Below are 21,901 nucleotides of genomic sequence, written 5' to 3'. Positions count from 1 at the left end.
CCATGTCCGCCTGGAACGATTTCAACGACGCTGAACAACAACAATCTTTTGACCTGATCCCCAAGGGCACGGTGGCACCGGTGCGCATGACGATCAAGCCCGGTGGTCATGACGATGCAGCACAAGGCTGGACGGGTGGCTATGCAACTCAGAGCTTTGAGACGGGCAGCATCTTCTTGGCCTGTGAGTTCGTGATCCTGGATGGTGAATATGCCCGTCGCAAGATGTGGTCGAACGTAGGTCTGCACAGCTCAAAGGGTCCCGCTTGGGGAAACATGGGTCGCACCTTCATCCGTGCGGTGCTCAACTCCTCGCGCAACATCCAACCGCAGGACAACTCCCCGCAGGCCGCTGCCGCGCGTCGCATCCAAGGCTTCAATGAGCTCGATGGCATTGAGTTCGTGGCGCGCATCGATGTGGAAAAGGATGGTCGCGGTGAGATGCGCAACGTCGTGAAGATGGCGGTGGAGCCGGATCAGACGGATTACCCCCGTGGGGCGACATCGGCTGCGCCACGTCCTGCCGCAAGCTACCAAGCACCTCCTGCCAGCAGCGCTCCCGCTCAGGCGCAACGTGCACCTGTCTCGGGCAAACCGAGCTGGGCTCAGTAAGGGGGCGTAATGAAATGCTGGGTCTGCAACAGACAGGCCCGGGGTTTCGGCCACACCGACAACCGTCACGGTGTGGGCAATCCCCGGCGCTACCCAATCGACTGGGTTTTCTGCTCGAAAAAATGTCAGGACACGTTCCATGCGATGTACGGGAACTGGCAGCGCGCGCTCGATGGGCGGGTCGATCTCAAGGAGGTACCCATGATCGATCCCTCTGACATTGAACTGGCTTCAATGAAGAAATGCCTCAAAGCATTCGGAGAGTCGGCTGGCGAGATTGGATTCAACAAACCTCTGGGCGAGTATTCAGAAGCGGAAGCCCTGCGCGTCATTGATGCCATCGTGACATGCTGGACCGACGCCATGCTGGCGCATCACGAGCAGACGAAATTCCCGCCAGTGCGTGGACTGCCACCAACGCCTGATCCTCTGGCCCATCCGTTCGCGGATCTGGAGGATGACTTGCCCTGGGTGGTGGAGGGAGACAAGAAATGATGGATTTCAACTCCTCCTCCAGCATCGCTGGACAGGTCAGCGCGCTGATTGATGCCGGGATGCAGCGTGAGCATGCCAAGCAACGCCCGAGAAGTTACCTCGGCGCCTCACGCTTGGGAGTCTCGTGTGAGCGTGCCTTGCAGTACGAGTTCGCCAAGGCTCCCGTGGATCCTGGGCGTGAGCATCCTGGTCGCTTGCTGCGCATCTTTGAGCGTGGCCATCGCTCTGAGGACAGCATGATCCAGTGGCTGCGTGATGCAGGGTTTGACCTGCGCACGACCAAAGCCAATGGTGAGCAGTTTGGCTTTGCTGCGCTCGATGGCCGCTTAGCCGGACACATTGATGGCGTGATCGTCGGCGGTCCCGATGGCTTCAAGTACCCCGCTTTGTGGGAGAACAAGTGCCTCGGTTCCAAGTCGTGGCGTGACCTCGAAAAAAACAAGCTGGCCATCTCCAAGCCGATCTATCACGCTCAGGTGGTGCTTTACCAAGCCTATCTCGAGCTGCATGAAAACCCAGCGGTTTTCACGGCGGTGAACGCCGACACCATGGAGATCTACACCGAGCTGGTGCCTTTTGATGCGGCGCTTGCGCAGCGCATGTCTGACCGTGCGCTCAAGGTGATCTCCGCAACCGAGGAGGGCGAACTTCTCGTTCGCGCCTATCAAGACCCCACTCATTTTGAATGCCGGATGTGCGCATGGCAGGACCGGTGCTGGAGACAAAGTAATGACGGACGCTAATCAAATCCTCACCGAAAGACTGGTCGATGCACGCGAGGCAGCGTACTGCCTGAAAGTCCCCATCTACCTGCTCACCCATCCTAAAGAGCGCCAGCGTCTTGGCCTGCCGCATTACCGCGTCGGCAAGATGGTCCGCTTCAAGGTCAGTGAGTTGATGGCTTGGATGCAAGCGAAAGCAGAAGCAGAGGCGAAAGGAGAGTCGTCGGATGCTTGATTTCAATGACAACGACTCAACTGCACACAAAGACACAGACGCTACTCGAGAGCAGTTGCGTGCGTCGCTGATCGATCGCCTGGAATCGGTGCTGAGCACTCTGTTTCCCGCTGGCAAAAGGCGCCGTGGCAAGTTCCTGATGGGCGACGTCTTGGGCAGTCCCGGCGACAGTCTGGAGGTCGTCCTTGATGGGGAGAAGGCTGGGCTGTGGACCGATCGCGCCACGGGCGACGGCGGAGATGTCTTTGGTTTGATTGCTGCTTACCTTGGTGCAGACGTTCAATCCGACTTCCCCCGGGTGTTGGACTACGCGGCAGATCTGGTTGGCCAAGCCGCACCTACCCAATCCCGTAAAGCCAAGAAAGAAGCTCCGGTCGACGAGTTGGGACCAGCCACGGCCAAGTGGGATTACTTTGACCCCGCCGGTCATCTGATCGCCGTGGTCTATCGCTATGACCCGCCTGGGGGCAAGAAGGAGTTCCGACCATGGGACGCCAAGCGTCGCAAGATGGCTCCACCCGATCCTCGCCCCCTGTTCAACCAACCGGGGATGGTCAGTGCCGAGCGGGTGATCTTGGTTGAGGGTGAGAAGTGTGCCCAGGCATTGATCGCTGCTGGAATCACATCCACGACTGCCATGCACGGCGCCAATGCCCCTGTGGACAAAACCGACTGGTCACCACTCACAGGCAAGGCCGTTTTGATCTGGCCCGACCGAGACAAGCCAGGCTGGGAGTACGCCATGGCGGCGGCGCAAGCTGTCCTGGATGCGGGCGCGCATTCCTGCGATGTGCTCTTGCCGCCCGATGACAAGGCTGATGGCTGGGACGCTGCCGATGCATTGGTCGAGGGCTTTGATGTGACCACGTTCATTGCCTCTGGGCCGCGTATGTGCGTGAAGACCACCAAGGCCATGACGTCTCAGGACGCCACGGTGTGGGCAACCGACGATGCATTGACGTTGGCGTTCACATCTCGCTATGCCGACGAGTGGCGCTATTGCGCGGCCTGGGGCAAGTGGCTGGTGTGGACCGGTTGCCGCTGGCAACCCGATGAGACCTTGATGTCCCATCACCTCATTCGCGCCATCTGCCGTGAGGCCGCACTCAAGGTGGACTCGCATCGCCTGGCAGCCAAGTTACTCGCCAGCAGCACCGTGGGGGGTGTCGATCGCATGGCGAGGTCGGATCGCCGTCATGCATCCACCACTGAGGAGTGGGACGCAGACCTGTTCTTGCTCAACACTCCTGGTGGCGTAGTGAACCTCAAGGTGGGCGTCACGCGTCCGCATGACCGTGCGGACCGCATGACCAAAATTGCGACGGCCACCCCAAAGGGTGACTGTCCCCAGTGGAAGGCGTTCTTGAACGACGTGACCGGCGGCGACCTGCTTTTGCAGGAGTACTTGCAGCGCATGGCGGGCTACTGCCTGACCGGTGCAACCAGTGCCCATGCATTGTTCTTCCTGTACGGGACCGGCGCGAACGGCAAGTCGGTGTTCGTGAATACCTTGGCCAGCATCTTGGGCGACTACGCCACGAGCGCACCCATGGACACCTTCATGGATGCCCGAGGTGATCGACACCCCACTGATTTGGCCGGATTGCGCGGCGCACGCTTTGTAGCGTCAGTGGAAACCGAGCAAGGCAGGCGCTGGAATGAATCCAAGGTCAAGGCCATCACGGGTGGTGACAAGGTGTCTGCTCGCTTCATGCGACAGGACTTCTTCGAGTACATCCCGCAGTTCAAGCTGTTGATCGCAGGTAACCACAAGCCATCGATTCGCAACGTGGATGAGGCGATGAAGCGGCGACTGCACTTGATCCCCTTCACGGTGACGATCCCGCCCGAGAGGCGTGACGGCAAGCTGACCGAGAAACTGTACGCAGAGCGTGACGGTATTTTGGCCTGGGCGGTCGAAGGGTGCCTCGCATGGCAGCGCGATGGGCTGCGTCCACCCGAGTGCGTGGTATCGGCAACCGAAGAGTATTTCGAAGCAGAAGATGCCTTAGGCCAATGGATCGAAGAGCGCTGCATTTTGAGCAAGACCCATCGCGAAGGCGTATCGAACCTTTTCACTGATTGGCGTGAGTGGGCCGAGCGTGCTGGCGAGTACGTGGGCTCGATAAAGCGGTTCTCGGAGCTGATGTCGACCCGCAAGTTCGAGAAATGCCGACTGCATGGCGGTGCGCGCGCAATCGCGGGAATCAGTCTACGACCTAAGCCTCATAGCGGCAGTGGCTACCCATACCGAGACGATTGAACCAAACCATGGTGACGGATTTGACAGTCTTACTGATTAACCCCTCACGCGTGCGCGCACACACACGATAGAGGAGTAACCGTGAAACCTGTCCAACCCGTCACCCGATCAAATTCTGGAGACGAAATGAACATGACGATTCTTGCCTTGGACTTGGGCACAACGACTGGATGGGCCTTGATGGGTGCAGACGGTCAGATCACAAGTGGAAGTCAATCCTTTAAGCCCCAACGCTTCGAAGGTGGTGGCATGCGATTCCTCAAATTCAAACGCTGGCTCACGGACGTGAAGCAATGCACTACAGGCGTTGACCTGGTCGTTTTTGAGGAAGTTCGTAGACATGCTGGAGTTGATGCCGCACATGCCTACGGTGGCTTCATGGGGCAACTGACCGCATGGTGTGAGCACCATCAAATCCCCTACGAAGGCGTGCCAGTCGGAACGATCAAGAAGCACGCAACCGGCAAAGGAAACGCTGGCAAGGAGGACATGATCGCGAGCGCACAAGCACGTGGCCACAACCCTGCAGACGACAACGAAGCGGACGCGATTGCATTGGTCTACCTGACCCACGCTCGCCAGACGCCAGAGGAGGTGTGAGATGAAAGTCCCAGCACAACCCTATCGCTGCGCTCTTGGAAAGGTGCAGCCTGTCGTGACTGACCTGGATGCCGTCAAGCGTTCAGGCTGGCGTGAGCAACACATCCTGGTCATCTCCGATCAGGACGAGCGACTGGACTTCCTCGAGCGTGAGTTCATCAGACGCATTGGTGAGCGCCTCTATGGCTCAGGAGGTCAGCATGGCTAAGACAGAGTGGACAACAGACGATGTGGCTGCAAGGTTTAGTGATGCAGCACACACCTCCTACCGATTACCTGCCGTGCGTGTTCAGGGGTACTCCAACCCCTGGATGGGCCTTGCAATGCAGATCCCTGATCGTTACCCAGACCCTGAGCGTGTCTACCGCCCCATGCCGCCCAGCCCTGAGGCAGTAGAGCGAATGCTCGAGACGATGCGTTGGGTTCAGTGGTTGGAGGAGGAGCAACGGCATCTGGTCTGGATGCGGGCCAAGCGATACGACTGGCATCAGATCGGTCGTCGCTTTGCGTGCGATCGAAACACGGCAGCCAGACGTTGGAAGAAGGCCATGCAACTGGTCACCGACAAGCTCAACGATGCGGTCAACTCATGCGCGTAAATTGGCGTGATTTGAATAAATCGGTGGGCAATGTGGGTGCATCTGAGGCAATGAGCGAATTTACCCAGTGCAGCATTTCAGCCCAATTGAGCGTACATTTTCAGCTATGGTGTGGAAAAGAGTGCAGGCCACTCCCACCACACAAATTTCTGGGTCCTTCCTCGCCAAGTTCCTATGCGGGGGGCAAAGGCCCGAGATTTCGATAGCGACAGATTCAAAAACCGGGTTTGCAGTTCGCACCGGGTTTGCACCTCCCCCTCACCCCCCAAGGACTTTATGACTCCCGAGATCAGAATGATCGCGGTGGATGCGCTCATCCCTTATGCGCGCAACGCCCGTACACACAGCGACGGCCAGGTGGCTCAGATTGCAGCATCCATTGCCGAGTTTGGTTTCACCAACCCGATCCTGTCGGATGGTGAGCGCGGAGTGATTGCTGGGCATGGCCGTTTGATGGCTGCCCGCAAGTTGGGACTCACGGAGGTGCCCGTCATCGAATTGGCGCACCTGACGCCCACCCAGAAAAAAGCCTACATCCTGGCCGACAACCGGATTGCTGAGAACGCAGGCTGGGATGAAGAACTCTTGAAGTTGGAGCTTGCTGAGTTGCAGGCCGCCGAGTACGACCTGGACCTGATGGGTTTCAGTGATGAAGAAATCGACAATCTGCTCAATGGCGATGAACAAAGCGATGGTCTGACCAACGAAGACGCAGTACCGGAAACCCCAGTAGAACCGACCTCAAAGCCGGGCGACCTGTGGATCCTCGGCAACCATCGCTTACTTTGCGGCGACTCCACGGTCTTGGCAGATGTGGAGCGCCTGATGGATGGCCAACTGGCAGACATGGCATTCACCGATCCACCCTACAACGTGGACTACGGCAACAGCGCCAAGGACAAGATGCGCGGCAAAGACCGACGCATCCTCAACGACGCCTTGGGCGACGGCTTCTACCAATTTCTCTATGACGCCTGCGTCAACTTGCTGGTGGTCACCAAGGGTGCGTGCTACGTGTGCATGAGTTCATCGGAGCTACACACATTGCAAAAGGCATGGCTCGATGCAGGCGGCAAGTGGTCGACCTTCGTTATCTGGGCCAAGAACACTTTCACGTTGGGAAGATCTGATTACCAACGCCAGTACGAGCCGATCTTGTACGGCTGGAAGCACGGCACCGATCACTTTTGGTGTGGCGACCGAGACCAGGCTGATGTCTGGTTCTACAACAAGCCGCGCGTCAACGATCTGCACCCGACCATGAAACCGGTCGAGCTGGTTGAGCGGGCCATTCGCAATTCGTCTAAGAGCCGCGATGTCGTTCTGGATCTATTCGGTGGCTCCGGAACCACCTTGATCGCGTGTGAGAAGACGGGGCGTCAAGCTCGCTTGATTGAACTGGATCCGAAATTTGTGGACGTGATCGTCAAACGCTGGGAGGACTACACCGGCAAGAAAGCTGTTCGAGAAAACGGTGGCTCAGAACTGGATCAGGCACCACAGGCCAATGAGCGAGAGGCGGTGGATCAGGTGCAGTCTTGATCAATTCCGCTTTGGATCACAAACCCGGTGAGGTATGGCAGCCCTTTGGGGATACCGTAGCTGCGCTGAGTCAAGCGTCCAATTTTCCAACTCATCCATTTCTCAATGGCCTCAGCGACGGCCTCGTGCATGTCATGGCTATTCAATAAGGCGTCTTGCACCGAATCGGCGAAGTGGCGGCCATGGCTGCTATCCAGAAACACGCGGATAGATTCAGGCGGCTCACCGGTGGCCTTGGATATTTGCGCCATGGCAATGGGCCAGGCGATGCTGGCGTGTCCGCCCATAGTTCCCCAAAAGCCCCACGACTCGTTTTCAGAGGTGGGGATTTTGACGAAGTCATTTGCTTGTGAAGATCGCATGGCTCAACCCAATCGAGCAACGTAGCGTGGGTAATCCCCGCCAGACGGATCGATGAACAGATAGGGGCGACCGGGCGCTTGAACTTGGACGCATAAGCGCCCTTGTCCCAAGTAGCCGCCCTTGCCCTTGAGCCAGTCGCGCGACTTAAAGAGATTCATCGCGAATCCGTCGAACTCTTCGGGTTCCATCTCGCGGACCTCGGTGACGTAGACGATGTAATCGCCGCTGCCTGCGATGTCGTTGATGTCGCTGGGTTTGCGTCCGAAGGGTAAGCGGATGCTCAGCTCTTGAACCTCAATCTCCTGGCCGTCGAAATCCACGGTCACGGGTTTGCATTCGATGTTGAGGGTGATGTTTTTCATGTGAACCTCAGGCAATCCGATAGGTGCGTTGTTGGCCATCGGTTTTCTCGGAAACGATGCTCAAACCGAGCTTCTTTTTCAGGGCTCCGGCCATGCAGCCCCTGACCGTGTGCTGTTGCCATCCGGTGGCCTGGACCATCTGCTCGAGCGTTGCCCCCTCCGGACGCTGGAGCAATTCGATCAGCGTGGCCTGCTTGGTGCCCTCTCGTTTGGAGGGTGTTGCCTTGGCTTCGATCGCAATGCCAAGGGCGCTGCGCCCTGCGTCTGTGATTGCAAATCGCGTGGTGCCGTCCTCGGCTTGGCTGTGGGCGGCAATGAGATTGGCGTTGGCCAGGGATGTCAAAACCTTAAGCCGCGCACCCCCTTTGAGATTGGCCGGGAATTCGGTCAGCAAGTGCTCTGGATGCTGGGCCGCTGCGGTGAGCAGATTGGTTTGGGTCTCGGAGAGTTTCATGGTTTTTCCTTTAAAAAATGGTGATGTGATGAACGCTTCATTCCGCTCGCTTATCAAGCGATTTCTGAATCTTTTTTCTTCCCCTGTTGCTTCTTCGTCTGTGCCTGCAGGCCAGCTTGATAAGCCGCTTGCAGAGCTGCCTCAATCCCCCAAACCGACACGTCGTGAAAGTCCAGCCGGTCCGAGCTCTGCGTCTGCAGCGTCTGGACAAAAAGGTGCTCGCGTGCGATCTGCTCCAAAAGGCAAGAAGGCGCGTTGATGGCGTTGGTGGTTTTCTTGTGGTTCATGCGGCGCTCCAAAAAACGTTGATTGATGACCGTATGAACGCTTCATTTCCGAACAACATCAAGTCAATTTCTTAGCCAGACTCTTTCACTTGGGTATGACCGATCGACTCTCAATTCGGGCCTATGCGCGCCACCGAGGGGTGTCCGATACGGCGGTGCGCAAGGCCATCGAGGCCGGGCGAATTACCCCCAACGCAGACGGCACGATCAATGCGGCGCAAGCCGACGCTCAATGGAGCAAAAACACAGACGCTGCGCAGCAACGGGGCAAACACAAGCCCGTCTCCAATGAGGCGATTGCGGGAATACGGGAAACGCTGGGTGAATCAGCGGGCGCGTTTGAACCCAAAGGCGGTGGCACCACCTTGCTGCAGGCCAAGACCGCCAATGAGGTGCTCAAGGCGCAGACCAATCGGGTGCGACTGGCCCGACTCAAAGGCGAGTTGGTCAATCGTGACCAGGCCGTCGCACACGTTTTCAAGATGGCGCGCGCCGAGCGCGATGCCTGGTTGAACTGGCCTGCGCGGGTGGCTGCGCAGATGGCCGCTGACCTCAACGCCGATGGGCATACCTTGCATGTGCTGCTGGAAAAAGCCGTGCGCAATCACTTGATCGAACTGGGCGATTTGGCCGTTCGATTGGACTGAGCCCTGATTGGGGCTTGAGGCTTTACGGAATGCAGGAATGTGTTGGAACACTATGACGGATTTGATGCCATTGCTGAGGCGTGGCGCGAGGGGCTAACCCCCGACCCACTGCTGACCGTGTCTGAATGGGCTGATCAGTACCGAGTGCTTTCAGGAAAGTCGGCCTCGGAGCCGGGCAAGTGGCGAACCAATCGCACGCCCTATCTCAAAGAGATCATGGACTGTCTCTCGCCGACGTCACCCGTCGAGCGGGTGGTGTTCATGAAAGGCGCGCAGGTCGGCGGCACGGAGTGCGGCAACAACTGGATTGGCTATGTGATCCATCTGGCCCCTGGCCCCATGATGGCTGTTGCGCCGACGGTCGAGATGGCCAAGCGCAACTCCAAGCAGCGGATTGATCCTCTCATTGAAGAGAGCCCGACGCTCTCTAGCTTGATCGCCCCCGCAAGGGCGCGCGATTCAGGCAACACCATCCTGGGCAAAGAGTTCCGTGGTGGCGTTCTGGTGATGACGGGCGCAAACAGCGCCGTGGGTCTGCGCTCAATGCCAGTGCGCTATTTGTTTCTGGACGAAGTTGATGGCTACCCGGGTGACGTTGAAGGAGAAGGTGATGCGATTGCACTGGCTGAGGCTCGAACCCGAACCTTTGCACGCAGAAAAATTTTCATCGTCTCGACGCCAACAATTTCTGGATCGTCACGCATCGAGCGCGAGTACGAACAAACAGACCAGCGACAGTTCATGGTCCCGTGTCCGCACTGCGAGTACGAACAAGTCCTGACCTTCGAACAACTGATTTGGGAAAAAGGACTGCCCGAGACGGCGCACTACAAGTGCGAGTCGTGCGAGCAGCCCATCTACGAATACCAAAAAACCGAGATGTTGGAACGGGGTCGATGGCAATCTTCGATCCCTGACTACGTTGGCAAAACGGTGGGGTTTCACCTGTCCAGTCTGTACAGCCCAGTGGGTTGGCGCAGTTGGGCCGACATCGCCGCAGCCTGGGAAGCGGCGCAAGGATCTGCAACTGCCTTGAAAGCATTCAAAAACACAGAGCTGGGCGAGACCTGGGTCGAGCAAGGCGAAACCCCCGAGTGGGAGCGTTTGCTTGAGCGCCGTGAGGACTACCGGATCGGCACCGTCCCACTTGGGGCGGTTTTGCTGTGCGCCGGGGTGGACGTTCAGAAGGACCGCATCGAGGTTTCTGTCTGGGCATTCGGTCGGGGCAAAGAAGCCTGGCTGGTGGAACACCGTGTGCTGGCAGGCGACACCTCCCGCGATACGGTCTGGCAGCGACTGCGTGAAATGCTTGATGAGTCGTGGACGCATGCGTCTGGGGTGCAGTTGCGCCTCACCCGAATCGGTCTGGACACGGGCTTTGCCACGCAAGAAGCCTATGCCTTTGTGCGCAAGTGGCGTGATTCCAGGCTGCTGCCCATGAAGGGCGTAGCCCGAGGCGCTGCACTGGTTGGATTGCCGACAGCGGTGGACATGACCGTGGGTGGCAAGAAGCTGCGCCGGGGTGTTCGGGTCTATTCAGTGGTGGGTGGCATTGCCAAGCTGGAGTTCTACAACCACCTGCGCAAGACCATGGAGGTGACCGAGGACGGTGAGATCCTGTATCCCGCTGGGTACATCCATTTGCCCAAGGTCGATGCCGAGTTTGTGCAGCAGTTGTGCTCAGAGCAGTTGGTCACGCGCAGGGACCGTAATGGTTATCCGGTGCGTGAGTGGCAAAAAATCCGCGAACGCAACGAAGCACTTGATTGCTACGTCTACGCACGGGCCGCCGCGAGCCTCGCTGGCCTGGACCGATATGAGGAGCGTCATTGGCGCGAATTGGAAAAACCGCTGGGCATGGCAGGACCACCTGAAGACGCCCAATTAACCAAGCAAGAAGCCACCCCCAGCGGTGGCTTCGTTGTTTCTAAAGGACCACAACGCGGCAGGCGCTTGATTCGCAGCCGGTGGATGAACTGATGACGACCTATACCCCTGAACATGCCCAAGCGCTGCGAGAAGCCATTGCCAGTGGCGAGCATCGGGTGACTTACGACGGCAAGACCATTGAGTACCGCACGGTCTCCGATCTCAAGTTGGCCTTGGCCGAAGTTGAGGCAGCGCTGGCATACGACAGCGGCAAAACCAAGACTCGCCAGATTCGGGTCACCACATCCAAAGGGTTCTGAGATGGCCTTTTGGAAAAAACTCACGGCCTATGTGGGCTGGAATTCCGTTCACGAGGCTGCTGGCTCAGGTCGCAGGTCTCGTGTCTGGAATCCTGGTGATCCGGGAGCTGTCTCGGCGATGCTGGCCACGGGCAACCAGCTGCGGGTCAAGTCTCGGGATCTGGTGCGCAGAAACGCCTGGGCGGCCAACGCGGTCGACAGCTTTGTCTCCAATGCCATCGGCACGGGGATCAAGCCGCAATCCTTGGTGGATGACCCCAAGTTCCGGGAGAAGGTTCATGCGCTGTGGTGGCAGTGGGTGGAGGAAGCAGACAGCAACAACCTCACCGATTTCTACGGCCTGCAGTCACTTGCTTGCAGGGCGATGGTCGAGGGCGGTGAATGCCTGATCCGCATCCGCAATCGACGGCAAGAGGATGGCCTGAGTGTGCCGATCCAGCTGCAGATTCTGGAGCCCGAGCACCTGCCTTTGAGCCTGAACACGATCAGTGCATCGGGCAACCCGATCCGCAGCGGCATCGAGTTTGATGCCCTTGGGCGTCGGGTTGCCTACCACCTGTACCGCGAGCATCCGGGTGACCCGAACTTGACGGTCAACGGCAACGATCTGGTGCCGGTCCCAGCTGAGGAGATCGTCCACCTTTTTCGCCCCCTGCGACCTGGACAGATTCGCGGCGAGCCCTGGCTGTCGCGGGCCTTGGTCAAGCTCAACGAGCTCGATCAGTACGACGACGCAGAGTTGGTGCGAAAGAAGACGGCTGCCATGTTCGCAGGCTTCATCACACGCCAGTCGCCTGAAGACCAACTGCTGGGCGAAGGCGAAGCGGATGAAATGGGCGTAGCCATGACGGGATTGGAGCCGGGTACCTTGCAAGTTCTGGAGCCTGGTGAGGACGTGAAGTTCTCCGATCCAGCAGATGTTGGTGGTTCCTATGCGGAGTTCCTGCGGGTGCAGTTTCGTGCAGTCGCGGTGGCCATGGGCATCACCTACGAACAGTTGACGGGCGATCTGTCGGGCGTGAACTACTCGTCGATCCGTGCCGGTCTCCTGGAGTTCCGACGCCGATGTGAAGCCATCCAGCATGGCGTGATCGTGCATCAGATGTGTCGCCCGATCTGGCGTGCATGGATGGATGCGGCAGTGCTCAGTGGCGCACTGACTGCGCTGGGGTATGCCAAGAGCCGTCAGTCCGCCAGAGCATGGCAGGCGGCGAAATGGATACCGCAAGGCTGGCAGTGGGTGGACCCTGAGAAGGAGTTCAAAGCCCTGCAGCTGGCCATTCGATCCGGATTGATGAGCCGCTCTGAGGCTATTTCGTCCTTTGGCTACGACGCGGAAACGATCGACAAAGAGATCGCGGCGGACAACGCCAGGGCCGATTCGTTGGGGCTCGTTCTTGATACGGACCCCAGGCAAGTGGCTCGCAACGGTGCAACCAACTCGGCTGCTCCCTCGCTCCCTCCTGACTCACCAAGCGCGCCCTTGGTGGATCAGCAAACCTGAAACCAGAGGATTTATGAACCACATCTCGTCGATGCCACATCTGGCATCGCGAATCTTTGGCACGCCCCTGCTGATTCACCCCAGAAAACTGGATGTGATTCTCTCGGTGCTTGGCCCCCGTTTGGGAGTGGCCATGTCAGACGATTCGCAACAACTCATCAAGCACTTGGCTGCGCAGGCCCCGCCTGCCAGTCCAACCTCGTTGACATCGAACATCGCAGTCATCAGCGTGTCCGGGACATTGGTGCGGCGAGCGGCAGCAGTCGATGCAGCCTCAGGCCTGACCAGTTACGCAGCCATCAGCGCGCAGCTTGCGCAGGCCGTGCGTGACCCTGCGGTCAATGCGATCTTGTTGGACATCGATTCACCAGGCGGTGAGGCTGGTGGTGCGTTTGATCTGGCAGACCAGATCGTGGCGGCCCGTCAGATCAAGCCCATCTGGGCTGTTGCCAACGACGATGCGTTCTCGGCAGCGTATGCCATTGCCAGCGCAGCCACCCGGGTCTATGTCACCCGAACCGGTGGTGTGGGCTCTGTTGGCGTGATCGCACTGCATGTGGATCAGTCTCAGCGGGACGCTATGAGCGGGCTTCGCTACACGGCGGTGTATGCCGGGGATCGCAAGAACGACATGTCGCCCCATGCGCCTTTGTCCACCGATGCGGCGCAAGCCCTGCAGGCCGAAGTGGACCGGCTGTATGGCCTGTTCGTGTCGACGGTCGCAGTCAACCGAAACCTCTCAGCGCAAGACGTTCAAGACACCGAAGCCGGGCTGTATTTCGCACAAGACGCGATTGATGCCGGTCTGGCCGATGTGGTCGGGACGCTTGACGACGCACTGATCGCTCTGAGTGAAGAGCTCCAAATGAAAACGACATCCATCGCGCGAATTCAAGGTTCGGGCCGCGAGATGGGGATCTCCACGCCCGGGCCGTCCATGAAAAGGAGCGTTTGCATGCAAAACGATGCAACCCAAACTGCCGATGGGCAGACCAACCAAGAAGAGCAACACCAACCAGCCGACCAGACAGGTACTGGGCCTGCAAAAGATGGCGATGCCGCGCAAAGCACGGGTGATCAACCCGGCGCTCAGGTGCAAGCCAGTGCCGCAGCTCAAGGCCACGACATCAAGGCGGCCAGTGCACAGGTGCTGGCCATTGCCGAGATGTGTCTTCTGGCGGGCAAGTCCGAGATGACGGCGGCCCTGATCGAGCGTGGTGTCTCAGTTGACCAAGCACGCAAGGAGCTGTTGGCGGCCAAGGCCTCCGGCTCTCCCGAAATCTCCAGCCGCATCTTGCCCGAGGCAGGAACCCAAACCCAAGCCAAGCCCGAAGACAGCCCCGTCGTTCGTGCGGCGCAGCAGCGCGCTCAAAAGCAGCGTGACGCAGCGCTCGTCACCCACCGTTAATAGGAGAACCTGATGACTGCCATTACCAATGACCTCACCTTGGGCGACCTGCTCAAGTACGAAGAGGAAAACCTGTATTCCCGTGACCAGGTCACGGTGCTTTCTGGACAAAACCTCAAGCTCGGTGCCGTGATTGGCCGAGTCAGTGCGACCCAAAAGGTCAAAGCACTCGACCCTTCTGCAACCGACGGTTCCGAGGTCGCGGCTGGCGTGGTGCTGCAAAGCATCGATGCCAGTGCCGCAGAGAAAACCAACGGCCTGATTGTTTCGCGCCAGGCCATCGTGGCCGATCACGCGCTCATCTGGCCTTCTGCCATCACCACGGAAGAAAAAACCGCAGCCATCGCTCAGCTCGAAGCAATCGGCGTCCTCGTTCGTCAAGGAGTCTAAGCAATGAACAATCCTTTCCAGTCCCCCGCGTTTTCGATGACGGCGCTCACCGCTGCCATCAACATCCTGCCAAACCAGTTCGGCAAGCTCGATCAGATCAACCTGATGCCTGCTCGCCCTGTGCGCTTTCGCCAAATTGCGGTGGAAGAGCGCAACGGTGTTCTGAACCTGCTACCTACGCTGCCCGTCGGTGCCCCTGGTACGGTGGGCAAACGCGGTCGCCGCACGCTGCGCTCGTTCATCATCCCGCACATTCCGCACGACGACGTGGTGCTGCCCGAAGAAGTGCAAGGCCTGCGTGCCTTTGGTTCTGAAACTGACACAGAAACCATCGCGAATGTGATGGCCGAGCATCTGCAATCGATGCGCAACAAGCACGCCATTACGCTCGAGCATTTGCGCATGGGTGCACTCAAGGGCGTGATCCTGGATGCGGACGGTTCGGTCCTCTACAACCTCTTCGATGAGTTCGGTATCGAGCCCAAGGAATTCAACTTCGCGCTCAACAACGAAAAAACGGACGTCAAGAAGAAGTGCCTGGATCTCAAGCGCTACCTTGAGCTCAACCTCAAGGGCGAGTACATGACCGGCGTTCGCGTGCTGGTCTCGCCGGAATTCTTCGATCTGCTGACGGCTCACCCCAATGTGGTCAAGGCATATCAGTGGTACCAGGAGAGTCTGGCGTTGCGTGCAGACCAACGCACTGGTTTCACCTTTGCGGGCGTCACCTTCGAGGAGTATCTGGGCCAAGCATCCGACGTGGATGGCAATGTGCGCAAGTTCATCGCCTCTGGCGAAGGCCATGCCTTCCCCGAAGGCACGGTGGACACCTTTGCCACGTACTTCGCACCAGCTGACTTTAATGAGACGGTCAATACGCTGGGCCAGCCCCTGTACGCCAAGCAAGAGCCTCGTGAATTTGGTCGTGGCACGGATCTGCACACGCAGAGCAATCCGCTGCCGATGTGCCATCGCCCGGGGCTCTTGGTCAAACTTCTGGCCAGCTGATGCCGCGCGATCCGTTTGCACTGGGTGTCAAACGGCTGTTCGCAAGTTTGGGATCCCCGGCACAGTACAGCACTGTGGCCGGGGAGACCATCGAACTCAAGGTCATCAGCAAGGCACCGGATTCGGTACAGGAATTCGGCCAGTCACATCTGGCGGTGACCTCGTATCGATTTGACTTGCAAGCGGCAGACGTCGCCCGGCCTCAAGAGGGCGATCGCCTGACGTGGCGGGGTGTCATCTACGTCATTCAAGGCGATGCGCTGGTTGACCGTGATCGTTTGATCTGGACGGTGAGCGCCTACCCCTTGCCCGACTATCCAGCGACGGCGAGGTGAGCATGAGCGTGCGACTACTGGCTGCCCTGCAAGGCGATCTCTCCAAGATGATGGCGCAGGAGCTGAACTCGGTTCGGGTGGCGGTGACCACAGGCGTGCGAGAAGCGACGCAAGGGCTCAAGAGTGAATTGCGCTCGCAAATCGAAGGCTCTGGTCTGGGCTCGCGTCTGGCCAATACCTGGCGTGGGGAGGTGTACCCGAAGGGCCGCCCCAGCTTGGGGTCGGCGGGGCTTGTGTACAGCCGAGCGCCTGTTGTCGTTGCGGCGCACGACCAAGGTGCGTTGATCCGTTCGAAAAATGGATTCTGGCTCGCCATCCCGCTCCCCGCAGCAGGCACTGGGCCACGCGGCAAACGCATGACGCCTGGTCTGTGGGAGCGCATGCGCGGTCAACGACTGCGCTTTGTGTATCGCTCGGGCAAACCGTCGCTACTGGTAGCGGACAACTTTCGGGCCAAAACAGGCAAGCGCGGAGGCTTCGCGGCAGCATCTGCCTCCGCTCAGAAATCAGGACGAGGGCTGACCACAGTCCCCATTTTTTTGCTGGTACCGCAAGCCCAACTCAGGAAGAAATTCGACATCGCCAGTGCCGCCCAGCGGTGGCAAGACAGGCTGATGGTGTTGGTCACGCAGTCGTGGCCAGAAGAAAGTTCGGACACATGAAATGACGATCAAAACCAGCCAACGAGAAGCGGCGCTGGGGGCTTTGTTCACGCTGTTGGACGGCCTTCCCCTGCAGCCCAATGCCATACGCAGAAATTCATCCTTGCCGGAGCGGCTCAGCGAGCACGCCATGGTGTTCCTGCGAGATGGGGACATGACTCAGGTCGATATCACCTTGTCGCCTGTGACCTATTTGTGGGAGCACGCGGCAAGCATCGAAATCTATGTTGCGCACCCCGAGGCATCTGCCAGAGACGCGCGGATGGATGAATTGCTTCAGGCGCTGGGCACCCTGGTCTTGGCCGATCCGACCTTATCTGGACAGATCGATCACACCGAAGTGATGCCGCCCAAATTTGAAGACGTCACACCCGAAGGGTCTGTGGGCATCAAGGCCTGCACGCTGGACGTGGTGATGCATTACGCGAGCAGCCATCCATTGGCCTGATCGCCTCACAAACTTTAACAACCTGGAGATTCACCATGGCTCGTGCATATGGCGCGAACGCCAGCCTATTGGCTGCGTTTGAACCCACCTATGGCAACACACCGACCGGAGACTTTGGAAAGATTCCATTTGTCTCAACCACCTTAGGCTCAGAGCAGGGCTTGATTGCAAACGATCTGATTGGCCTGGGACGAGACCCGAGTGCGCCCATCCGTGACGTGATCAAAGTCGAGGGCGACATCGTCATTCCCATCGACCTTCGCAACATCGGCATGTGGCTTAAAGCGCTGCTGGGCAGTCCAGTGAGCCTTGGAGACACCGCGCACACCCACACCTTCGTTTCTGGCAACTCAGGTCTGCCTAGCTTGTCACTGGAGACGGGACTGCCGGACATCCCAGCGTACTTCTTGGCCTCGGGTGTGATGGCCAACTCATTGCAGGTGAAGTTCGCGCGCTCGGGCGCAGCCGACGCCACCTTGGGCCTCATTGCCCAAGGGGAGGTCAAGCGAACCTCCAGCGCAGACGCGACGCCCACGACCTTGCCGATCACCCGCTTCAATCAGTTTCAGGGTTCGATCAAAAAGAATGGCCAGGCCCTGGGCAACGTGGTCGCCGCACAGTTGACCTATTCGAACAATCTGGCGCGCATCGAAACGATTCGCTCCGACGGAAAGATCGAAGGAGCCGACCCCACAGTGGCCAGCTTGACGGGTAACTTGGAGGTGCGCTTTGCGGATACGGAATTGATCGACGCCGCAACCAACAACACTCCACTGGAGCTGACCTTCAGCTATGTCATTGACGCTACCAAGAGCCTGACCTTCATCGCGCATGAGGTGTACCTGCCCAAGCCCAAGCTTTCGATCTCTGGCCCGGGGGGTATTCAAGCCACCTTCGACTGGCAGGCTGCCAAGAACACCGCAGCCGGTCACATGCTGACCGTGCAACTCGTCAATGACGTGGTTGCGTACTGAACCTAAGAGGCAAACATGCTCAAACTCAATCTGAAACGTGAGCCGTATTGGCTCGATTTGGTCCAAGGTGTACGCATCAAGGTCAAACCTGCGACCACTGCACTGGTCATGGCAGCTCGCCATGCAGCGGCCCTGATCGATGGCAAAGACCACGCGGCAGCTGGCGAGCGCACAGCCACCCTCATCACCGAGTTGGCCAAGGCTGCCATCTTGGCCTGGGAGGGCGTGGGTGACGACAAAGGCAAAGCCGCAGCCGTCACGCCAGATGGTATTGCTGCGCTCATGGAACTGTGGCCTGTGGCCGATGCCTTTGAGCGTGAATACCTGGCCGCACTCTATCTCTTGGATGCCGAAAAAAACGGCTGAAGGCCCGCACCGAATGGCACTTCGGTGGTGGGGCCGCGTACTGCGGGGCATGCGAGGCGACCTGTCCTGAGTGTCCGTTCCAGGTGAATTCACCCCGGACCGAAGAAGGCTGGCAGGCCCTCGCGGTGCTTGATGTCTGTTCGTCCCAAGTGCGCGCTGTTCAAGGTGCAGTGCTGGGCATGGACTTCAACGCGTGGATGTCTGCCAGCCAGGCCCTGGATGCAGACCCCGCTGCCATGACCCACTTATTCCCAGCCGTCGAGGCGGGCCTAACTCAAGCATTGAACAAACCATCTTCGGACAACCCACATGGCTGAACGTAACCTATCGATTCGACTGGCTGTCATTGACGGCGGCAAAGTCAAAGCCGAACTGGCAGACGTGGGCGAGGCCGGAGAGCGATCGCTCAAAAAGATCGAGTCGGCATCGCAGCCTGCCTCTGCTGGTCTGAACCTGCTGTCCAAGGCGGCCAACGATGCTTTCGTGCGCATGGAAGACGCCACTTCTCGCCTGGGGATGCTGGGAAGTGTTCTCGGTCGCCTTGGCCCAGCCGGGTTGATCGTTGGAGCATCTGTTGCTGCAGTCGGTTACGGCATGCATCAGCTGGTCGTTCCGGTCGCTGAAGTGGGCGAAGAGCTCAACAAGCTCTCCCAAAAAACCGCTGTTTCGGTCGAGGCCTTGTCGGCGCTGCTGTACGCCTCTGAGCTGTCGGACGTGAGTGCGGAGAGCCTGACCAAGGCGCTTAAATTTCTCTCGACTGCCATGTTCGATGCCAAGGTCAAGGGTGGCGAAGGCAGTGCTGCGCTCAAGGCGTTCGGTGTGTCGGCGCTGGATGCGCAAGGGCAGATTCGCCCAACTGAGCAGGTGCTGCTGGATCTGGCGGAGAAATTTGCAGCCATGCCTGACAGTGCAGAAAAGGCGGCGCTTGCCGTCAAGCTGTTCGGTAAGAACGGTCTGGACATGATCCCCATGCTCAACCAGGGGCGTGATGGGCTGACCGAAATGATGGAAGAGGCCAAGCGCCTCGGGCTGGTCATGTCTGCCGATGCAGCACGCGCTGCAGAGGAGTTCAACGACAACATGAAGCGCTTGCACGCGGTCAACGAAGGCGTGCAGCGCCAAATCGGGTCCGCGTTGCTGCCGATCCTGGCTGACCTGACGGAGCAGATGTTCCTGGCCAAAACCGAGGCCGGTGGATTCACAAGCGAGTTGCAGGCCATCACGCACAACCGACAACAGGTCCTGTCATTCCTCGAGGAGGTCGCAACCGGGCTGGGATTCATCGCCGAGTCGGCGGTGCTTGCCAAGCGCGTGATTAGCCAGCCATTTGACAGTCTGCAGGTGGTCGCCAAGGACGTGGAGACCTGGATCAAGACCGACATGCTGCGTTCCATGAAGTCCATGGGCTATGACGAGACGCAGATCAATGCCGAAATCGCCAAGTTGCAAGCGGCGCGTGATCGGTTCGTCGAGGCTGCAAACGACCGCTTGACGCACCTGACGGACAACCCAGGGTACGTCAACAAGATCGAAAAGTTCTTCGATGAGCAACGCCGCACGGTGCGCGTCATGGGGCAGAAATTTGTCCTGGAAACGGCAGAGCAGGCTGCGCAAGTTCAGAAGATCTATGACGAGTTCCTGCCCAAGATGCCCCGCAAGCGACCCAGTGGCCTGGATCTGTCGGGCTTTGAGAAGAACAACGAGGGCTTGCAGTTCTTGAAGCAGTTGGAGCAGCGTGCGCTGCGTGTGACGCAAGGCGAAGGCGCTGAATTGCGCGCCAAGGCACTGGAACTGGAACGCAAAGGCTATGCAGGCATCGTCAAGGAAGCAGAGAAATACATCGATGCCATAGAGCGGATCGAAAAACAGAAGGAAGCCGACAAGAAATTCGACGAGTACGAGAAGGAGCTGCAAAAGGTCCATCAGATCACCGAGAACTACATCGGCAACAACCGACTCAAGCAGGAAGAGTTGCAATTGAAGCGCCAGCTTCTGGATGTTGGAGAGGTTGAGCGGGCCGCTTTGCAGACGCGCTTTGACATGGAAAAAGCCGCTGTCATGGCATTGCGCCAGGCCGAGCAAATCAACGACCCTGGCCTCAAAGCCGAGGCTATCGCTGCGATCAACGATGCTTTGGCTCGGCAGTTGCCGATCGTTGAAGAGCTTGCACGGGCCAATGTGGAATATCAACGCAGCTTTGACTATGGCCTTCGCAGTTCTCTGCGCACCTACATCGAGGACGCGACCAATGCGGCCAAGCAGGCTGAACGTGCCGTAACCGGTGCGTTCAAGTCCATGGAGGACGCGATGGTTCAATTTGTGACGACCGGCAAGGTGGACTTCAACAGTCTGGCCAACTCGATCATTGCGGACCTGGTGCGTATCCAGATTCAAAAAATGATCACCTTGCCTTTGGCCGGGTGGATGAGCGGACTGAACCTGTTTGGTGGTTCAGGCGGCAACGGGTTGGGCGGTGCATTCCCTGCTGGAGCTACGGACCTGATGTCGGGCGGCACGATGGTGGCGCACACCGGTGCCCTGATTGGCAGCGATGTGCTGGCCACACGCTCTGTCGGGCTGCAGCACTTCGATGGCGCTCAGCGGTTTCATACCGGTGGCTTGGTGGCAGGTGAGGTGCCCATCATTGCGCAGCCGGGTGAGGCGGTATTCACGCCGGGCCAGTTGCGCGTCTTAGGTGGTGCATTGGTAAAAAACAATCCGTCGCCGGTCAAGGTGCTGGTGAATGTGACCAACCATGCCTCGGGCGTGGACGCGAGAGTTCAAACCACCCAGCAACCCGACGGCAGTACCCGGCTGGATGTGATCGTCGAGCAGATCGAGGCGCGCATGAATCGTTCCATCAACCAGGGCGTGGGCATTGCCCCCACGCTTGAGCGTCGCTATGGGCTTAACCCAGCGGTAGGAGCTTTGCGATGAGTGATGTGACCTTGCCTGTTGGCATCCCTGTTTGGCCGGACACCTTGCCGTTGCCACGTATCGAGGGCTATGGGCTGGCCCCGCAATCGAATGCAGTGCGAACGGACATCGATGCCGGGGCGGCTCGGATGCGCTTGCGCTCCACGAGCACGCTTTATCGGGTGCGCGTTGAGTGGCGTTTCTCGCAGGAGGCGTTTGCCGTTTTTGATGCCTGGTGGATGCATGTCCTCAACCAAGGCGTTCTCTGGTTTGCGATGCCCTTGGCGGCTGGCTTGGGTGTTCAGGCGGTGCAGTCCCGCTTCATTGCGCCGTGGGACACCGAGCTGTTGACCGGCAACCGATGGCAAGTCAAAGCGCAATTGGAAGTGCAGGAATTTCCACGGCTCACAGCCGATGAAACCCAAGTCGCTGCGGTGCTGGGGCCGGATGCCATTGCGCTGGGCGAGCGCCTGCACACCTGGCTCAACCAATCCATGGCGGCGGCTGATTACTGGTAGATC

The 21,901-nt window shown here is 58.8% G+C and carries 28 protein-coding genes; 24 read left to right on the top strand and 4 right to left on the bottom strand.

The window, feature by feature from the left end; all coding sequences use genetic code 11:
- Positions 1–2: 2 nt before the first annotated feature.
- The 9 genes from B9Z44_RS06115 to B9Z44_RS06075 all read left to right on the top strand — a co-directional run bounded on the left by B9Z44_RS06115 (position 3) and on the right by B9Z44_RS06075 (position 7,067).
- A complete protein-coding gene (locus B9Z44_RS06115) occupies positions 3–611 on the top strand; it encodes a hypothetical protein (protein WP_108401959.1) in 609 nt (202 codons plus the stop codon).
- 9 nt (positions 612–620) lie between these two features.
- The gene (locus B9Z44_RS06110) at positions 621–1,106 is read left to right on the top strand and encodes a DUF6511 domain-containing protein (protein ID WP_108401958.1); all 486 of its coding nucleotides are present in this window, start codon (positions 621–623) and stop codon (positions 1,104–1,106) included.
- Positions 1,103–1,849, top strand: a complete 747-nt coding sequence (locus B9Z44_RS06105) for a hypothetical protein (RefSeq protein ID WP_108401957.1) — start codon at positions 1,103–1,105, stop codon at positions 1,847–1,849. The genes B9Z44_RS06110 and B9Z44_RS06105 overlap by 4 nt, the downstream gene beginning before the upstream one ends.
- Positions 1,836–2,063, top strand: coding sequence for a MerR family transcriptional regulator (locus B9Z44_RS06100; RefSeq protein WP_108401956.1), 228 nt, complete (start codon positions 1,836–1,838; stop codon positions 2,061–2,063). Before B9Z44_RS06105 ends, B9Z44_RS06100 begins: the two co-directional genes overlap by 14 nt.
- Positions 2,056–4,326: a phage/plasmid primase, P4 family gene (locus tag B9Z44_RS06095; RefSeq protein ID WP_108401955.1), complete on the top strand. Its 2,271-nt coding sequence runs from the start codon at positions 2,056–2,058 to the stop codon at positions 4,324–4,326. Before B9Z44_RS06100 ends, B9Z44_RS06095 begins: the two co-directional genes overlap by 8 nt.
- Before the next feature lie 126 nt (positions 4,327–4,452).
- A complete protein-coding gene (locus B9Z44_RS06090) occupies positions 4,453–4,926 on the top strand; it encodes a crossover junction endodeoxyribonuclease RuvC (protein WP_108401954.1) in 474 nt (157 codons plus the stop codon).
- A 1-nt stretch (position 4,927) separates the two neighbouring features.
- A complete protein-coding gene (locus B9Z44_RS06085) occupies positions 4,928–5,134 on the top strand; it encodes a hypothetical protein (RefSeq protein WP_108401953.1) in 207 nt (68 codons plus the stop codon).
- Complete coding sequence (locus tag B9Z44_RS06080) at positions 5,127–5,525, top strand: DUF6362 family protein (RefSeq protein WP_211308688.1); 399 nt, start codon at positions 5,127–5,129, stop codon at positions 5,523–5,525. The genes B9Z44_RS06085 and B9Z44_RS06080 overlap by 8 nt, the downstream gene beginning before the upstream one ends.
- Before the next feature lie 276 nt (positions 5,526–5,801).
- A complete protein-coding gene (locus B9Z44_RS06075; RefSeq protein WP_108401951.1) occupies positions 5,802–7,067 on the top strand; it encodes a site-specific DNA-methyltransferase in 1,266 nt (421 codons plus the stop codon).
- Here the strand turns inward: B9Z44_RS06075 and B9Z44_RS06070 are convergent.
- Genes B9Z44_RS06070 through B9Z44_RS06055 form a run of 4 tightly spaced genes read right to left on the bottom strand, consistent with a single transcriptional unit; the run spans position 7,052 to position 8,533 of the window.
- Positions 7,052–7,429, bottom strand: a complete 378-nt coding sequence (locus tag B9Z44_RS06070) for a hypothetical protein (protein ID WP_108401950.1) — start codon at positions 7,427–7,429, stop codon at positions 7,052–7,054. The genes B9Z44_RS06075 and B9Z44_RS06070 overlap by 16 nt on opposite strands.
- A gap of 3 nt (positions 7,430–7,432) precedes the next feature.
- Entirely contained in the window at positions 7,433–7,792 is a 360-nt protein-coding gene (locus B9Z44_RS06065) for a hypothetical protein (protein WP_108401949.1), read from the bottom strand.
- 7 nt (positions 7,793–7,799) lie between these two features.
- Positions 7,800–8,246: a DUF3489 domain-containing protein gene (locus B9Z44_RS06060; protein ID WP_108401948.1), complete on the bottom strand. Its 447-nt coding sequence runs from the start codon at positions 8,244–8,246 to the stop codon at positions 7,800–7,802.
- 53 nt (positions 8,247–8,299) lie between these two features.
- Positions 8,300–8,533 carry a DUF6900 domain-containing protein gene (locus B9Z44_RS06055; protein WP_108401947.1) on the bottom strand — a complete coding sequence of 78 codons (234 nt, stop codon included), beginning with the start codon at positions 8,531–8,533 and terminating at the stop codon, positions 8,300–8,302.
- A 95-nt stretch (positions 8,534–8,628) separates the two neighbouring features.
- On the opposite strand from B9Z44_RS06055, the gene B9Z44_RS06050 reads away from it, so the two are divergent.
- From B9Z44_RS06050 to B9Z44_RS05985, 15 genes are all read left to right on the top strand, one after another.
- Positions 8,629–9,180 (top strand): elements of external origin, encoded by a 552-nt coding sequence (locus B9Z44_RS06050; protein ID WP_108401946.1) that lies wholly within the window; start codon positions 8,629–8,631, stop codon positions 9,178–9,180.
- Between the two features lie 42 nt (positions 9,181–9,222).
- A complete protein-coding gene (locus B9Z44_RS06045) occupies positions 9,223–11,160 on the top strand; it encodes a phage terminase large subunit family protein (RefSeq protein ID WP_108402828.1) in 1,938 nt (645 codons plus the stop codon).
- Positions 11,160–11,369, top strand: a complete 210-nt coding sequence (locus B9Z44_RS06040) for a phage head-tail joining protein (protein ID WP_108401945.1) — start codon at positions 11,160–11,162, stop codon at positions 11,367–11,369. The genes B9Z44_RS06045 and B9Z44_RS06040 overlap by 1 nt, the downstream gene beginning before the upstream one ends.
- 1 nt (position 11,370) lies before the next feature.
- Positions 11,371–12,873, top strand: coding sequence for a phage portal protein (locus tag B9Z44_RS06035; RefSeq protein WP_108401944.1), 1,503 nt, complete (start codon positions 11,371–11,373; stop codon positions 12,871–12,873).
- A gap of 31 nt (positions 12,874–12,904) precedes the next feature.
- Positions 12,905–14,281, top strand: a complete 1,377-nt coding sequence (locus B9Z44_RS06030; protein WP_425437197.1) for a S49 family peptidase — start codon at positions 12,905–12,907, stop codon at positions 14,279–14,281.
- Between the two features lie 12 nt (positions 14,282–14,293).
- Positions 14,294–14,671, top strand: a complete 378-nt coding sequence (locus B9Z44_RS06025) for a head decoration protein (protein WP_108401943.1) — start codon at positions 14,294–14,296, stop codon at positions 14,669–14,671.
- 3 nt (positions 14,672–14,674) lie between these two features.
- Complete coding sequence (locus B9Z44_RS06020) at positions 14,675–15,679, top strand: major capsid protein (protein WP_108401942.1); 1,005 nt, start codon at positions 14,675–14,677, stop codon at positions 15,677–15,679.
- Positions 15,679–16,014 carry a head-tail joining protein gene (locus B9Z44_RS06015; RefSeq protein ID WP_108401941.1) on the top strand — a complete coding sequence of 112 codons (336 nt, stop codon included), beginning with the start codon at positions 15,679–15,681 and terminating at the stop codon, positions 16,012–16,014. The genes B9Z44_RS06020 and B9Z44_RS06015 overlap by 1 nt, the downstream gene beginning before the upstream one ends.
- Positions 16,015–16,016: 2 nt before the next feature.
- Positions 16,017–16,676, top strand: a complete 660-nt coding sequence (locus B9Z44_RS06010) for a DUF6441 family protein (RefSeq protein ID WP_245912768.1) — start codon at positions 16,017–16,019, stop codon at positions 16,674–16,676.
- 1 nt (position 16,677) lies between these two features.
- A complete protein-coding gene (locus B9Z44_RS06005; RefSeq protein WP_108401940.1) occupies positions 16,678–17,124 on the top strand; it encodes a hypothetical protein in 447 nt (148 codons plus the stop codon).
- A 35-nt stretch (positions 17,125–17,159) separates the two neighbouring features.
- The gene (locus B9Z44_RS06000) at positions 17,160–18,098 is read left to right on the top strand and encodes a phage tail tube protein (protein ID WP_108401939.1); all 939 of its coding nucleotides are present in this window, start codon (positions 17,160–17,162) and stop codon (positions 18,096–18,098) included.
- A 15-nt stretch (positions 18,099–18,113) separates the two neighbouring features.
- A complete protein-coding gene (locus tag B9Z44_RS05995; protein ID WP_108401938.1) occupies positions 18,114–18,464 on the top strand; it encodes a hypothetical protein in 351 nt (116 codons plus the stop codon).
- Between the two features lie 83 nt (positions 18,465–18,547).
- Positions 18,548–18,781: a DUF7697 family protein gene (locus B9Z44_RS15040; protein ID WP_146180593.1), complete on the top strand. Its 234-nt coding sequence runs from the start codon at positions 18,548–18,550 to the stop codon at positions 18,779–18,781.
- The gene (locus B9Z44_RS05990; protein ID WP_108401937.1) at positions 18,774–21,401 is read left to right on the top strand and encodes a phage tail tape measure C-terminal domain-containing protein; all 2,628 of its coding nucleotides are present in this window, start codon (positions 18,774–18,776) and stop codon (positions 21,399–21,401) included. The genes B9Z44_RS15040 and B9Z44_RS05990 overlap by 8 nt, the downstream gene beginning before the upstream one ends.
- A complete protein-coding gene (locus B9Z44_RS05985) occupies positions 21,398–21,898 on the top strand; it encodes a hypothetical protein (protein WP_108401936.1) in 501 nt (166 codons plus the stop codon). Before B9Z44_RS05990 ends, B9Z44_RS05985 begins: the two co-directional genes overlap by 4 nt.
- Positions 21,899–21,901: the final 3 nt, after the last annotated feature.

The organism is Limnohabitans curvus (assembly GCF_003063475.1).
GTDB lineage: Bacteria > Pseudomonadota > Gammaproteobacteria > Burkholderiales > Burkholderiaceae_C > Limnohabitans > Limnohabitans curvus.
The sequence above is the reverse complement of the archived record's forward strand: the minus strand, read 5'-3'. Positions and strand labels throughout refer to the sequence as shown.

Excerpts from the sequence above, each read along its gene's own strand:
- B9Z44_RS06115 (WP_108401959.1), top strand. The coding sequence starts at position 3 with ATGTCCGCCTGGAACGATTTCAACGACGCTGAACAACAACAATCTTTT.
- B9Z44_RS06110 (WP_108401958.1), top strand. The coding sequence starts at position 621 with ATGAAATGCTGGGTCTGCAACAGACAGGCCCGGGGTTTCGGCCACACC.
- B9Z44_RS06105 (WP_108401957.1), top strand. The coding sequence starts at position 1,103 with ATGATGGATTTCAACTCCTCCTCCAGCATCGCTGGACAGGTCAGCGCG.
- B9Z44_RS06100 (WP_108401956.1), top strand. The coding sequence starts at position 1,836 with ATGACGGACGCTAATCAAATCCTCACCGAAAGACTGGTCGATGCACGC.
- B9Z44_RS06095 (WP_108401955.1), top strand. The coding sequence starts at position 2,056 with ATGCTTGATTTCAATGACAACGACTCAACTGCACACAAAGACACAGAC.
- B9Z44_RS06090 (WP_108401954.1), top strand. The coding sequence starts at position 4,453 with ATGAACATGACGATTCTTGCCTTGGACTTGGGCACAACGACTGGATGG.
- B9Z44_RS06085 (WP_108401953.1), top strand. The coding sequence starts at position 4,928 with ATGAAAGTCCCAGCACAACCCTATCGCTGCGCTCTTGGAAAGGTGCAG.
- B9Z44_RS06080 (WP_211308688.1), top strand. The coding sequence starts at position 5,127 with ATGGCTAAGACAGAGTGGACAACAGACGATGTGGCTGCAAGGTTTAGT.
- B9Z44_RS06075 (WP_108401951.1), top strand. The coding sequence starts at position 5,802 with ATGACTCCCGAGATCAGAATGATCGCGGTGGATGCGCTCATCCCTTAT.
- B9Z44_RS06070 (WP_108401950.1), bottom strand. The coding sequence starts at position 7,429 with ATGCGATCTTCACAAGCAAATGACTTCGTCAAAATCCCCACCTCTGAA.
- B9Z44_RS06065 (WP_108401949.1), bottom strand. The coding sequence starts at position 7,792 with ATGAAAAACATCACCCTCAACATCGAATGCAAACCCGTGACCGTGGAT.
- B9Z44_RS06060 (WP_108401948.1), bottom strand. The coding sequence starts at position 8,246 with ATGAAACTCTCCGAGACCCAAACCAATCTGCTCACCGCAGCGGCCCAG.
- B9Z44_RS06055 (WP_108401947.1), bottom strand. The coding sequence starts at position 8,533 with ATGAACCACAAGAAAACCACCAACGCCATCAACGCGCCTTCTTGCCTT.
- B9Z44_RS06050 (WP_108401946.1), top strand. The coding sequence starts at position 8,629 with ATGACCGATCGACTCTCAATTCGGGCCTATGCGCGCCACCGAGGGGTG.
- B9Z44_RS06040 (WP_108401945.1), top strand. The coding sequence starts at position 11,160 with ATGACGACCTATACCCCTGAACATGCCCAAGCGCTGCGAGAAGCCATT.
- B9Z44_RS06035 (WP_108401944.1), top strand. The coding sequence starts at position 11,371 with ATGGCCTTTTGGAAAAAACTCACGGCCTATGTGGGCTGGAATTCCGTT.
- B9Z44_RS06030 (WP_425437197.1), top strand. The coding sequence starts at position 12,905 with ATGCCACATCTGGCATCGCGAATCTTTGGCACGCCCCTGCTGATTCAC.
- B9Z44_RS06025 (WP_108401943.1), top strand. The coding sequence starts at position 14,294 with ATGACTGCCATTACCAATGACCTCACCTTGGGCGACCTGCTCAAGTAC.
- B9Z44_RS06020 (WP_108401942.1), top strand. The coding sequence starts at position 14,675 with ATGAACAATCCTTTCCAGTCCCCCGCGTTTTCGATGACGGCGCTCACC.
- B9Z44_RS06015 (WP_108401941.1), top strand. The coding sequence starts at position 15,679 with ATGCCGCGCGATCCGTTTGCACTGGGTGTCAAACGGCTGTTCGCAAGT.
- B9Z44_RS06010 (WP_245912768.1), top strand. The coding sequence starts at position 16,017 with ATGAGCGTGCGACTACTGGCTGCCCTGCAAGGCGATCTCTCCAAGATG.
- B9Z44_RS06005 (WP_108401940.1), top strand. The coding sequence starts at position 16,678 with ATGACGATCAAAACCAGCCAACGAGAAGCGGCGCTGGGGGCTTTGTTC.
- B9Z44_RS06000 (WP_108401939.1), top strand. The coding sequence starts at position 17,160 with ATGGCTCGTGCATATGGCGCGAACGCCAGCCTATTGGCTGCGTTTGAA.
- B9Z44_RS05995 (WP_108401938.1), top strand. The coding sequence starts at position 18,114 with ATGCTCAAACTCAATCTGAAACGTGAGCCGTATTGGCTCGATTTGGTC.
- B9Z44_RS05990 (WP_108401937.1), top strand. The coding sequence starts at position 18,774 with ATGGCTGAACGTAACCTATCGATTCGACTGGCTGTCATTGACGGCGGC.
- B9Z44_RS05985 (WP_108401936.1), top strand. The coding sequence starts at position 21,398 with ATGAGTGATGTGACCTTGCCTGTTGGCATCCCTGTTTGGCCGGACACC.